At 47.1% G+C, this 13,181-nt stretch carries 12 protein-coding genes and 1 other RNA gene; 11 read left to right on the top strand and 2 right to left on the bottom strand.

All coding sequences use genetic code 11. From position 1 onward, the window contains the following. The first annotated feature begins 15 nt into the window (after window positions 1-15). The 6 genes from C170_RS24265 (at window position 16) to rnpB (ending at window position 6,060) form a co-directional block, all read left to right on the top strand. Window positions 16-483 carry a YaiI/YqxD family protein gene (locus tag C170_RS24265; RefSeq protein WP_017687254.1) on the top strand — a complete coding sequence of 156 codons (468 nt, stop codon included), beginning with the start codon at window positions 16-18 and terminating at the stop codon, window positions 481-483. 47 nt (window positions 484-530) lie between these two features. Further along, window positions 531-2,351, top strand: a complete 1,821-nt coding sequence (dnaG, locus tag C170_RS24260; protein ID WP_036615029.1) for a DNA primase — start codon at window positions 531-533, stop codon at window positions 2,349-2,351. Window positions 2,352-2,394: 43 nt separating this feature from the next. After that, on the top strand, window positions 2,395-3,534 hold the full coding sequence (gene rpoD, locus C170_RS24255; protein WP_017687256.1) for an RNA polymerase sigma factor RpoD: 1,140 nt from the start codon (window positions 2,395-2,397) through the stop codon (window positions 3,532-3,534). Between the two features lie 184 nt (window positions 3,535-3,718). Continuing rightward, entirely contained in the window at window positions 3,719-4,477 is a 759-nt protein-coding gene (locus C170_RS24250; RefSeq protein WP_036615026.1) for a tRNA (adenine(22)-N(1))-methyltransferase, read from the top strand. Beyond that, the gene (locus C170_RS24245) at window positions 4,453-5,568 is read left to right on the top strand and encodes a Nif3-like dinuclear metal center hexameric protein (RefSeq protein WP_036615024.1); all 1,116 of its coding nucleotides are present in this window, start codon (window positions 4,453-4,455) and stop codon (window positions 5,566-5,568) included. Before C170_RS24250 ends, C170_RS24245 begins: the two co-directional genes overlap by 25 nt. Before the next feature lie 82 nt (window positions 5,569-5,650). After that, an RNA gene (gene rnpB, locus C170_RS30255) (RNase P RNA component class A) lies at window positions 5,651-6,060 on the top strand. Window positions 6,061-6,317: 257 nt separating this feature from the next. Here the strand turns inward: rnpB and C170_RS24240 are convergent. Next, window positions 6,318-7,547, bottom strand: a complete 1,230-nt coding sequence (locus C170_RS24240; protein ID WP_036615022.1) for an aminotransferase-like domain-containing protein — start codon at window positions 7,545-7,547, stop codon at window positions 6,318-6,320. 107 nt (window positions 7,548-7,654) lie between these two features. Here C170_RS24240 and pdxR point away from each other — a divergent pair, with 107 nt between their 5' ends. Beyond that, the gene (pdxR, locus tag C170_RS24235) at window positions 7,655-9,175 is read left to right on the top strand and encodes a MocR-like pyridoxine biosynthesis transcription factor PdxR (protein ID WP_036615019.1); all 1,521 of its coding nucleotides are present in this window, start codon (window positions 7,655-7,657) and stop codon (window positions 9,173-9,175) included. Window positions 9,176-9,261: 86 nt separating this feature from the next. Then, window positions 9,262-9,519: a hypothetical protein gene (locus tag C170_RS24230; protein WP_036615016.1), complete on the top strand. Its 258-nt coding sequence runs from the start codon at window positions 9,262-9,264 to the stop codon at window positions 9,517-9,519. 102 nt (window positions 9,520-9,621) lie between these two features. On the opposite strand, the gene C170_RS24225 is transcribed toward C170_RS24230, so the two are convergent. Further along, on the bottom strand, window positions 9,622-11,496 hold the full coding sequence (locus C170_RS24225) for a S8 family peptidase (RefSeq protein ID WP_036615013.1): 1,875 nt from the start codon (window positions 11,494-11,496) through the stop codon (window positions 9,622-9,624). 283 nt (window positions 11,497-11,779) lie between these two features. Here C170_RS24225 and C170_RS24220 point away from each other — a divergent pair, with 283 nt between their 5' ends. From C170_RS24220 to C170_RS24210, 3 genes are all read left to right on the top strand, one after another. Continuing rightward, window positions 11,780-12,286, top strand: coding sequence for a YpuI family protein (locus C170_RS24220; protein ID WP_017687263.1), 507 nt, complete (start codon window positions 11,780-11,782; stop codon window positions 12,284-12,286). 165 nt (window positions 12,287-12,451) lie between these two features. Next, entirely contained in the window at window positions 12,452-12,670 is a 219-nt protein-coding gene (locus tag C170_RS30565; RefSeq protein WP_074095869.1) for a DUF1540 domain-containing protein, read from the top strand. 35 nt (window positions 12,671-12,705) lie between these two features. Next, the gene (locus C170_RS24210; protein WP_036615008.1) at window positions 12,706-13,119 is read left to right on the top strand and encodes a hypothetical protein; all 414 of its coding nucleotides are present in this window, start codon (window positions 12,706-12,708) and stop codon (window positions 13,117-13,119) included. The last annotated feature ends 62 nt before the right edge of the window (window positions 13,120-13,181 follow it).

Here is a 13,181-nt window from a genome sequence, read left to right as displayed (position 1 = left end):
CCGGGTGGTCTGGGTTTGAGTGAGTTAAATATACGCCACATTGTTGTGGATGGTGATGCTTGCCCGGTCAAAACCGAGATTGCGCAAACAGCTCGCCTTTTCAACATCCCCGTATTGTTAGTCTCTTCATTTGATCATTTGCTTCAAGGAGGAGAAGGGGTACGAACCGTGCAAGTGGATCGCAGTGATCAGAGCGCAGACCTGTATATTGCTAATCATATTAAGCCATATGATGTGGTTATCACTCAGGACTATGGACTTGCGGCACTTGCGCTTGGCAAACGTTGTTATGTTTTGTCCTTTCGTGGTCGTGAGTTCAACGATCGTGACATTGATTTCATGTTGGATTCTCGTCATACTGCGGCCAAAGCACGAAAAAGAGGCCATTACGGGAAAGGCCCAAAGCCTTTCACAGAGCAGGATCGAGAAATGTTTCAACATAAACTGACAAAACTTTTAAAAGATTTGCAGGAGAATGTGTAAGTTTATCGAATTATATTTACGTGTTGAAGAGATGAAGGTGGCCAGAGATGAGTACCGGACAAGGCGGTATACCCGAAAGTATTATTGAATCGGTGTTACAGCAGAATGATATTGTCGATACGGTGAGCCGATTTGTGCATCTGACCAAACAGGGGAAGTATATGAAAGGCCTCTGTCCTTTTCATTCCGAGAAGACGCCTTCGTTCACCGTTACACCTGAGAAACAAATTTTCTACTGCTACGGTTGCGGCACGGGCGGAAATGCCATCAAATTCAGGATGGAAATCGAAGGGTTATCCTTTCCCGAGGCTGTCAAAACGATGGCGGAAGAAAGTCACATCTCTATGGGGGACTGGCAAGGGCGTGAATCTGCTCATGTGAATCCGGAGACAGAACGTCTGTTGGAGGCTTATGAGCTTACCGCGAAGCTGTATCATTTTTTGTTGAAAAATACAGAGCACGGCAAGTCAGCCATGGAGTATTTACGCTCAAGAGGTTTTGGCGACAAGTTGATTGACCAGTTCCAGATTGGTTTCGCACCAAATCGTTGGGACACACTGGTACAATTTCTTGAGAAACGTAACTATCCACTCGAAGAGATGGAAAAGGGTGGACTTCTGTCACCCCGAAATGAAGGTCAGGGATATGTTGATCGATTCCGAGACCGGATTATGTTCCCGATTAATGGCAGGAGCGGCAAGCCGATTGCATTTGCAGGACGCATATTGGGAGATGGGCAACCGAAGTATCTAAATTCACCGGAAACCCGGTTATTTAACAAAAGCCGTGTTCTCTATAATCTGCATCATGCCAAGAATGCAATTCGCAAACAAAGACAAGCCATTTTGTTCGAGGGATATGGTGATGTCATCTCCGCATGGGACCAGGATATCCAGAATGGTGTAGCGGCAATGGGCACTGCGTTAACCGAGAATCAGGCACTGATGCTCAAAGGGATGTGCGACGAAGTCATCATATGTTATGACGGCGACAGAGCAGGACAGGCTGCTGCACTCAAAAACTTCCCTATTCTTGAGGAAGCTGGATTGCAGGTCAAAGTGGCTCTCATTCCCGAGGGACTTGACCCGGATGATTTTATCCGGAAGCATGGTGGTGAACGGTTCCGAAACCAGATTGTGGACGGTGCCGTGACAACTACAAAATTTAAACTTATAAACTTAAAAAAAAGCCATATACTGCTAGAGGGTGGCGGACAAATCGCCTATTCGAAAGAAGCAGTAAAGTTGATTGCACCCTTACCTTCTCCAACAGAAAGGGAAGTGTATCTTCGTGAACTGGCTGCAGAAGTGGACGTATCGTTCGAAACATTGAAGCAGGAGTGTAATGAAGAACGGGAGGCGATGAAAAATAACCTCCAGTTTGGGGATAATAACCCGAAAAGGTGGAATAATGGTAGGCAACAAAATAGGCAGGTGCCTACACCCAATCTGTTGCCGGCTTATCACGCTGCCGAACGCAAACTGATTGCCTGGATGTTGCAGGATGATGAGGCTGCCCAGTACGTGAATGAGCATCTTGGTGAAGCTTTTAACTTGGATGATCATGCAGCTATTGCTGCTTATCTATATGCCTACTATGCGCAAGGCAAACCGTCGGATACAAGCCGTTTTATGTCTTCACTGCATGACGATCGCCTGGAAAAGACGGTTAGTTCAATCTCGATGATGGATGGTCCAGGTGAATGGAGTATTCAAATGCTCGATGATTGCATCAGGGAAGTGCTGAAGCATCCGCGTAAGAAAGAGTACGATTTGAAAAAAGAAGAAATGATTGCTGCAGAGCGGGCAGGTGATTCTGTACGCGCGGCACAGATTGCAATTGAAATGATTGCCCTAGAGAGACAGTGAACGTCTGATGATTAGATGTTTCTAGGGAGGAGGGAGTCGAATTATGGCGAATGATCAGCATACTGAACTAGAAACAGAATTGACACTGGATCAGGTTAAAGATCAATTGATTGAATCAGGTAAGAAAAGAGCTTCGCTGAATTACAAGGAAATTATAGAGAAACTCTCTCCTTTTGAGCAGGATGCAGAGCAAATGGATGAGTTCTATGAGCAACTGAGCGATCTGGGTATCGATGTAGTGAATGAAAATAATGAAGAGGTTACACTTCGTCCTAGTGAAGATTCCGAGAACAACACCAGAGAGGGAGAGGACGAATTCCACTTTGATGATGATCTGAGCTTGCCGCCAGGTATCAAAATCAATGACCCTGTCCGTATGTACCTCAAGGAAATTGGTCGTGTGCCACTGTTGTCGGCAGATGATGAAGTACAACTGGCTAAACGGATTGAGAACGGGGATGAAGAAGCCAAGCGTCGTCTGGCTGAAGCTAACTTACGACTCGTTGTCAGTATCGCCAAGCGTTACGTTGGACGTGGAATGTTGTTCCTTGATTTGATTCAGGAAGGTAATATGGGTCTGATCAAAGCGGTTGAGAAGTTCGACCACAAAAAAGGATACAAGTTCAGTACGTATGCAACATGGTGGATTCGCCAAGCGATCACTCGTGCTATTGCTGACCAGGCGCGTACAATTCGTATCCCTGTGCACATGGTGGAGACGATTAATAAGCTGATCCGGGTATCCCGTCAGCTGTTGCAGGAACTTGGGCGTGAACCGACACCAGAAGAAATCGCTGCTGAGATGGATCTGAGTGTAGAGAAAGTTCGTGAAATTACGAAGATTGCACAGGAACCGGTTTCTCTGGAAACACCGATTGGTGAGGAAGATGATTCCCATCTGGGTGACTTCATTGAGGATCAGGAAGCACTTGCTCCGGCGGATGCTGCTGCGTATGAGTTGCTGAAAGAACAGCTCGAAGATGTATTGGATACATTGACTGAACGTGAAGAGAACGTGCTTCGTCTACGTTTTGGTCTGGACGATGGACGGACGAGAACGCTGGAGGAAGTCGGCAAGGTATTTGGTGTTACGCGTGAGCGTATTCGTCAGATCGAAGCTAAGGCTCTTCGTAAGTTGCGTCACCCGAGTCGTAGTAAACGACTCAAGGATTTCCTCGAATAATCGAACTATGGGAGACTTTCCGCAAGACGCTTTAGCGGCGGCGGGGTCTCCTTTATTTTTAATTTAAACGTCTTGATTTCTTGGTTTTGGAAATTCATCCTTGAAATGTTTTATTGGATTTTATTTTATCGCTTTTCCTTGTTCAATGCAAATCAATAAATTAAATGAATGGTGTAGGTGCTTCATGAAACTTTCGAATCGATTACAGCGAATACATGATCAAATTCCCGATGGCAGCCGCATGGCTGATATCGGTTCAGACCACGCGTTGCTGCCAGTAGCCGCAATCCGCAGTGGGAAAGCTGCAAGTGCAGTAGCCGGGGAAGTCAATCCTGGCCCTTATGATGCTGCATGCAAACAAGTCAGTGATGCTGGCCTGAAAGAAAAAATCACGGTGCGTCGTGGAGACGGTCTTGATGTGATCTCTGCGGGTGAAGTGGATGTCATCACCATTGCAGGTATGGGCGGTGCCTTGATTGCTTCTATTTTGGACAGAGGTTTATCCAAACTGGAAGGAGTCCAGTTACTTATTTTGCAACCAAATGTGGGTGAGGATATCCTCAGACGCTGGTTACTGGAGCATCACTGGGTGGTTGTAGCAGAACAGTTGCTCGAAGAAGATGGCAAGATTTATGAGATTATAACGGCGATGCCACAATCTGTAAGCCCGATTGCCAATGTAGAGGTGTATCGTGCACGTCCGCTTCAAGGCGGGGCAGAATTGACGGAAGATTTGCTGCTACGGATGGGGCCTTATTTGGTTGATCGACCAACGGATGTATTTTTTGCCAAATGGGAAAGTGAGATCGTCAAACTGCAAGGGGTTGTTAACTCCATCTCCAAATCCGATCAGGATTCTTCCCGGGACAAGGCGGCTGAGGTAGAGCGTCTTATCGCAAACTTGAAGGAGGTTTTGGCATGTTTGCCAAAGGTCAAACTGTAATTCAACTGATGGAGCAACTCGCTCCAAAACATCTGGCTGTACCGGATGACCGCATTGGTCTCCAGCTCGGCAGTTTGCAAAAAGAAATCCGTCACGTGTTAGTAGCTTTGGATGTGACGGATGAAGTGGTGGACGAAGCGATTCGCATTGGAGCCAACCTGATTATCGCTCATCACGCCATCATTTTCCGTCCGGTTAAGTCACTGAGTACAGATACACCTATGGGTAAATTGTATGAAAAGCTGATTAAGCATGATATTGCTGTCTATATCAGTCATACAAACCTGGATGTGGCCGAGGGTGGTATGAATGACTGGATGGCCGAGGCACTTGGCATCGAGAGTAAAGAATCGCTGGAAGATGTACACACAGATCATCTGTACAAGCTGGCTGTCTTTGTGCCTCGTACCCATCATGAACAGGTTCTTCAGGCCATTCTGGAAGCCGGAGCGGGGAGTATCGGTCAATACAACAAGTGCAGCTTTAACACGGAAGGTACAGGAACATTTGTACCTGGTGAAGGGACTCAACCGTTTATCGGTACCCAAGGGCAGATGGAACGTGTGGAAGAAATGCGTATTGAGACCATCGTACCCCAAAGTCTGAGAAGTAAGGTCGTTCAGGCGATGCTTAAGGCTCATCCGTATGAGGAAGTGGCCTATGACCTCTATGCAATGGATTTAAAGGGCCGTACGCTCGGTCTGGGACGCTTGGGACCCCTTAGGGATCCTAAGACATTAGGTGAGCTAGTGGAGGTCGTGAAGACCCAATTCAATGTGCCTCATGTGCGGGTAGTAGGAGATCTGAACAAGCAGATCAAAAAAGCAGCGGTTCTTGGCGGCTCTGGCAGCCGTTACGCGCTGACTGCCCGCTTCAAAGGTGCGGATGTTATTGTGACCGGAGATATTGATTATCACACGGCTCATGATGCGTTAATGGCAGGTATGTGTATCATCGACCCGGGACATAATTCCGAGAAGATTATGAAACCAAAAACAGCGGATTGGCTTCGTTCCCGTTTGGAAGAAAAACGATATGATACGCAAGTTACGGCTTCTGAGGTAAATACGGAAGTATTCCAGTTTATCTAAAAAGACCGTTGCTGTGCAGCTCCCAGTAATATTAAGCTTGTCTGGGAACCTAAATGCCTGTATACTATGTAATGTTGTTCGGAAAGCTTGACAGACAATCGCTGGTGGCCTTCGTTGCCACGAGAGGAAAGTCCGGGCTCCACAGGGCAGGATGCTGGATAACGTCCAGTCAGCGCGAGTTGAAGGATAGTGCCACAGAAATGGACCGCCGATGGCCGGATTTTCCGGCACAGGCAAGGATGGAACCGAGGTGTAAGAGACCCCGAGGAACGCTGGTGACTTCGTTCCTGGTAAACCCCATCTGGAGCAAGACCTAATGGGACACAGCCGCCTCTTCGGAGGAGGCAACCTTAGCCCGAGGTGTGTCTAGGTTGGTCGCTTGAGCTGTGCAGCAATGTATGGCCTAGATAGATGATTGTCGCTTCTGGTGGGAGGGTAGTTCCCGTATGAACCACGAAGAGCACAGAACCCGGCTTACGGTAAGCTTTCCTAACTGCAACAACAACACTATTGCAACACAATGTAGTCCACCTATCAGTCGAGGACAACTCGTATGAATCATCCGATGGCCTGACTGATCAGAAGGACCCATGAACATCTAAAAAAACATAACTCCTGTTGATAACAGGTTCTATAAAAATAAGGCGGCAGTTCCGAGATTCTCGGGCCTGCCGCCTTATTTTTGTTTCTCATATCAAGTTATTAACCTTCATACGCTAATGGAATAGTCAAACGTTTATGACAGTTCATTACAGTGTAACAACACTGTCCGATGTTAAGGAAGCATGCCAACGTTGGATGGCGCGATCCATTCTTTCCACGGCTTCCGGAAGGAGCTCAGGGTCCGTATGAGTAAAGTTGATCCGCATGCGGTTTAACTCTGGTGTGCCTGCATAGAAGGAATCACCAGGGACAATGCACACTTTCTCCTGGATACCATAAGTGAACAGATTGCTTGCAAGCATGCCTTCAGGCAATTGCAGCCACAAGAACATGCCACCTTGAGGTGAATTCCACGAGATACCTTCCCAAGCCTTGGCTGCCATAAGAGTAGTCAGTGTTTTCATGCGTTGTTCGTAATCCTCTGAAATATGGCGGATATGCGCATCCAGATCGAAAGATTCAAGTAGTGCATGAAGCGCTCTTTGGTCAATGCTGCTGGAGTGCAAGTCAGCACCTTGTTTGGCTCGTGCTGCCATTTTTACAATATCGGGGGCAGCCAGTATCCAGCCCGTACGAAGGCCAGGTGCTACCGTTTTGGAGAATGTACTGGTGTAGATAACGTTGGAAGGGCCGTCATAGGATACTGCATCCAGTTCTGCGAGAGCAGGGACATCCAATTGCTCCGGATTAAACCGAATTTCACCATAGGGATCATCTTCCAGAATGAGTACACCATACTTGCGGCACAGATCCACAGCCTGCTGTCTTCTTTCTCGCGACCATACTTTTCCCGTAGGATTGGAGAACGTGGGATTAATATAGACAAGTTTTGGACGATGCAACTGGAGCTGTTCCTCCAGAGATTCAGGCAACATGCCGTGATCATCACAGGCTACGCCGTGAGATTCAGCCTGATAGGAATGAATGACTTGCAGAGCAGCGAGGTAGGTTGGTGATTCAACCAATACGCGGTCACCTGGGTCGAGAAGGATGCGGCAAACCAAGTCAATGGATTGCTGTGAACCCGTAGTGAGAAGCATGTGATCGGGTGAAGCGGGAATGCCCTTGGATTCAAGACGTTCGGCGATTTTGGCGCGAAGAGGACGGTAACCCTCAGTCTCCGCATATTGAAGAGCGGCTGCTCCGCTCATAAATACTTTTTCATATGCAACGCGTATGGCTTCCAGCGGGAATGAAGTCTGGGCTGGTAATCCACCGGCTAGTGAGATCATTCCAGGTGCCTGAGCGGCCTGGAGCATGTCGCGAACGACAGAGGACGGGGTGTTTTGTGCCATTTTGGACCAAGGGATACTCATGTTATTCTCATCTCCTGTTATTCACTGTTATACTGATATTATAAACTATAATAGACGGACTGCACTATAACAGTAAAATGAAGATCATAACAGTTGGGGGAGCACATATGCATATTGAATTAAAGCGGGGAAGCAGTACCAAATTGTACGTGCAGATTGCGCTAACGATTGCCGATCGCATCAGATCAGGACTCATTGAACCCGGAACCCGACTTCCTTCTGTTCGCAAAATGACCGCGGATTTGGGTGTCAGCCTGGTCACTGTATCCAAAGCGTATGCTGAACTTGAAGCGATTCAATTGATCACCTGCTCCCAGGGGAAAGGTTGTTATGTGAGAGGTACATTGAACGTGGATCAGATGGAGGATGTGGACCGAACGCAACGAAACAATGCCAACAGTGAATCCAGTACGTCATGGAATTGGCAGATGGCACTGGTGGATTATTTACCGCGAGCCCAGCTCTGGAGACATTTTGATACGTCACCTCAAGTGCGGTATGAACTTCATATGTCAGCGATTCAGCCTGAACTGTTGCCTACACGAGAGATTATCGACAGCGCCTACCGACTCTCCTCTGATCATACAGAGCGTATGGCAGCTTACGGATCTTTTCAGGGGGATCGGGAGCTTAGACAGATCTTGGCCGAACACTTTGCCGAGCGTGGACTACAGGCTGCACCTGAACGCATGTTAATTACAAGTGGTGCTCAGCAGGGGATCGATCTTGTGGCACGAACTTTTGTCGGACCTGGGGATGTTGTATACATGGAGGCACCAAGCTATACCGGAGCCATTGATGTATTTACGAGTAGAGGCGCGAAGATCATTACGGTCCCGATGGATGACGAAGGCATGCGTATTGATCTGTTGACCCGATTATGTGATACCTATCCACCCAAGCTGATCTATACGATCCCGACCTATCACAATCCAACAGGTATCACGATGAGCGCAAGAAGACGAGCACAACTTCTTAATCTCGCGCAAAGCTACCACTGCCTCATTCTGGAGGACGATCCGTTTGCAGATCTTTATTTTCGGGACCCTCCCCCGGCTTCCATTAAATCGATGGATGGGACAGGTCATGTCGTATATATCAAAAGCTTCAGCAAGGTGTTGTCTCCCGGTTGCCGTATAGCCTGCGCCATCGCAGACGGAAGTGTATTGACCCGGCTTGTGGCCGCGAAATCTACGGCGGATCTGGGGAGTCCGCTGCTTACACAAAAGGCACTGCAATCTTTCATTCAGAATCAGTACGGTGCCTATGTATCCCGATTGAGGGATGAATTGTATTCTCGCTTGTGTGCAGCATCTGAAGTGCTGGAAGAGCATGCTACTATGGGCATGCAATGGCGCTTGCCAGAGGGAGGACTCAATCTGTGGCTCCAACTTCCGAGTAACTTGGATATGCGTGAGTTGCATCATCAGTCACTTGCTGCAGGGGTCTCTTTCCTCCCCGGTTCCGCCTGTTATGTAGGGGAGATGGATACACCAAGTCTGCGTATCTGCTTCACGGTAACAAACGTTGAGCTTTTGTGTGAAGGACTTCGTGTACTGTGCCAAGTCATTGATAGAGTAACACCTGGGCAGGGTGGGACAGTGGCGGACAGGCTACCGCTCATATAATTTTTCGGACTATGGACATACATCCAATCCACTTTCGATCTGTTGCAATAGGTTATAGTATCACCAGAAAGGGAGTTGGTTTTGAAATGAACCATTACTGTCCACCGCTTTGCCCGATTGTCTGTGACCCGATCCAGGTTGTTGAGGATTATTACATCCCACAAATCGTGCCTGTAATCCACCCGATTGAAGTGATCAAAAAACATCACTGTGTTCCGATTCATCACCACATGTATCCTGTTGTTGTCAAAGAAGAAGATCCTTGTTATGTATCCAGCCATAATCCGAAGAAAAAATCCGTGAAAAAATCAAGCAAAGCCCGCACAACTTCTCGCAAACGCTAATCGCAGCGGGTGCCCCGGGGAATTGGATATAAACCAAAAAGAGCAGCGTACGCCCCGGGGCGCAGCTGCTTTTGTATTTTTTACAGATTATCCTCATTACGCTTACTGAGTATACTTTTTCATCGTATTATCCATTTGTTGTCTGACATGTTGCGGCCAGAACTGCAAAGGAGCGCTGTTGCCTGATGCGGCTTGCAGTGCCTTATAGACATCGATTTGACCATAGCCGAAATATTTATCGTGACCCGGATCACCGAGGTCAATAACACTTTGGCGCATCAAATCCATCACTTCCGTGTTGGTCAAATCCGGGTTCAACGAACGAATCAAACCTGCAAGTGCGGCTACATGAGGGCTAGCCATGGACGTTCCAGACAAGGCTGCATACTGATTGTTTGGATAGGTACTGGCGATACTGGACCCCGGAGCCATCACATCCACATAGTCCCCGTAGTTGGAATAGGAAGCTTTGCTCATATCCGGGTCCGTAGCAGATACGGCAAATACTTCCGGATAAGCAGCAGGGTATCCTGGACGCTCGGTATTATCGTTCCCCGTAGCTGCAATCAGGACGATATCCCGGTCAAAAGCGTATTTAATGGCATCATGAAGAAATTGCGCATCAGCATAATTGCCTAGACTCATGTTGATAACTTTGGCTCCATGATCGGCTGCCCAGATGATGCCTTCGGCAACGGCATATGTGGTACCAGAACCTGAGTTGTCGAGTACTTTAACCGGGAGTACCTTGTTATACCAGCTCATGCCTGCCACGCCTTCGTTATTGTTGACAATAGCGCCGATAATGCCTGCGACGTGTGTTCCATGTCCCACATCATCCATCGGTTGGCTTCCCGGCTCGACCACATTATAACCCTCAAGGAGCTTGCCCTTCAGGTCAGGATGATTCATATCAACCCCCGTATCAACTACTGCTACGATGACATCTTTGTTTCCCTTGGTAATATTCCAACCTCTGTTTGTCTCAATCGCAGGCAGGTTCCACTGATAATCGGAGAACAAAATGTCATTGGGTATCGTTACATCTGTTTGTTCAGTTACAGTATCATTGGTTAAATACATATAGTGGGGCTCCATATAGAGTGGATTCCATTTGCTATCGAAATAACTATGCAATTGTTTGTAACTCATGTGTTCTGACCGAAAAACATACGTGTATCCCAGCTTGCGCGCAGATTGCGCTCTCAGATCGGATTTAATGATACGCATATCCCGTTCACCGGGATCTTGGCGAAAACGGATGACGATTTCATTTTCATAAAAATGACTGGCATTTGCATTATCATGTCCAGTTTTTACTGTGATTTCGTTAAGCGTATCCGGGTGAACAGACTCAATTTTGAATTTACCCTCACGCGGATAAGGGATCATGCGCAGATTTTTGCGCTGATGTTGTTCAACAGCATTTAATACGTTCTGACTGAACAAGGCAATTACAGCTCTTTTGCCATCTTTGGAGGGTTGCCCCATAACAAAGTATTTTTCTTTTCCCAAAGGAAAAGAAGAGGATTCAAAACTTTGACGTTTGTTTACCGCTTTTTTGGCAAGGTTGAGCGAATGTTGAAGCTTCTGTTGTTCCAACTTGCTTCCTTGTGTGGAGGCGTGATCAAAGGGCTTGTTAAATGAGCCATTGGTATTCATCAGATGAATGGATCTGATATGTTCATGTGAACTTTGGAGATCATTCACATATCGGCTAACCTGAGCAGCATTCATTGTGGCGGTTTTCTCCAGCATGATACTGAGATGTTGCTTGGCATCCATACGGGTCAGAAGATCGGTTGCTTTGACATCCTGCACTTTCAGACGATGCTTACTCGTGTGCTCCTCATGAGCAGAGTCAGACAGGGCACCTGGCTTAGGTTCGGGACGATTGGATGTTGGAAGCAGGAGCGTCAGAGCGAGTGCTCCTGCACCAGCTGCAAGGGCCCAGTTAATCCATTTCGGTCTGGACATGGTGGATGGAACCTCCTTCGTTCATTTTGAACAATCATTAACAGTGCTTCGTCGTTGTCACTGGTTATATCTATCGTTAGAAAAAGCGGATATTTTTATGCAGGCGGGTTCGAGTCTAACTGCGTATAATAGGCATGTTTAACGGCAGAAGCGGAAAGCATGATTAAGGGATACCGCTCGTCATCTTTTTATGGTAGGATTATAGCTGAGAATTCAAAGGTCAGGGGAAAACCACCGTTGGCCGACCTATATGTAAGGACTTATTTAAGGGGGAGCTACCTTTATGTCAGCAGCCAATGTACAGAAAACATGTGAGTCAACTAGGGAAAAGTTAAAACCGGCTATCGATCGGATTGAAAATTTTTTGAATGAGAATGCTTTGCCTGAACTGGATCAGAATCAGACGGAAGAATCAACAGCCTTCTACAAAGGATTTCTTTCAGATCTCCGTCATTTGCTCGTTTTTTCTGAAGTTTCTTACGAAAAACTTGGCGTTGTGCTGCGTCGTGCCAACTTTGATGTCGATTTTGCCGAAAAGGCTCTTTATAATACGTATCACCAATGCGTAAACAGCTTTTTCTATCCCAAAAATGAATGTTATTCCGAAGACGGAAGATACGCTTACACAGGACAAGATGCCATTCGTTTCCGTGACAAGCCAATCCGTGCAGTACGGGATGTCATTCTTGAGGTTTCCAAAACGTACGAAGAATTGCGCGATGATCTGGCATATTATGAAAGTGATTACCTGACTCAGCGCCGTATGCAAAATCAGCGGAATCACGCCTAATTAACGTTTAAACCTGAATATGAAATTGGACGAAGCCGCCCTTGTGGCGGTTTTTTTGTGTTTTTAGTGAGAATCATACGAGGTGTGATCATGTCATCATCTGGCATTTTGACGGGGAATATCAGGTTTGTGGCGGGGAGACAATAGTAGTCGAGGTGATAAAAAATGAGCCAAGACAAACCAATTGTCAAATGCAGCGTCTCCAACTGCAACTTTTGGGGAGAGAACAACTTCTGCCACGCTGATGCCATCATGATTGACATCGACCAACATGCCACCCGTCGTCTGCATGAGGAATTTGCCGGTGAGACATTTGACTCCGATCACCATGATCATGCACGCACATCCTCTGCAACATGCTGTCACACGTTCAAACCGAAGTGAGCAGTCATCCCTATTTATAACGGAGGTGCTTCCCAATGAAAAATGACGATAATAAGTTTAATTTTCAGGATCGCCCTAAAATCAATGTTGACGGTGAAAAACAGCGTATGCGCGTCGATTATCCCAGAAAAGCACATCGGGAAGAATACGGGGCAGAGGTCGCTCCTCCGACTGTCGTAAGAACTGGAGGCACCGAACGGGCAGAGCCTGTACCTGAGAAGCATGAGGCAGACCGGGTCATGGAATCAACAGGCAAAGTTGCGGGTTACATGGGACTTGCCTTCGGGATCGCGTCTTTGTTCATGTGGTCAATCGTACTTGGACCGGCCGCAGCCGTACTGGGTTATTATGCCTATGTGAATGGTCGTAAGACAGCGGGAGCCTGGTCCATTGGACTGGGTGTTGTAGCTACGCTGAGTTATTTTTTCATGATTCCATTCGCTCGCTAACGTGTAAAATGATTCATTCAAAAGCCTTCTGTTCTCACCCAAATGCGGTGAATTACAGAAGG

It is taken from the genome of Paenibacillus sp. FSL H7-689 (assembly GCF_000517905.1).
GTDB lineage: Bacteria > Bacillota > Bacilli > Paenibacillales > Paenibacillaceae > Paenibacillus > Paenibacillus amylolyticus.
This window is presented reverse-complemented; position numbering and strand designations above follow the sequence as displayed.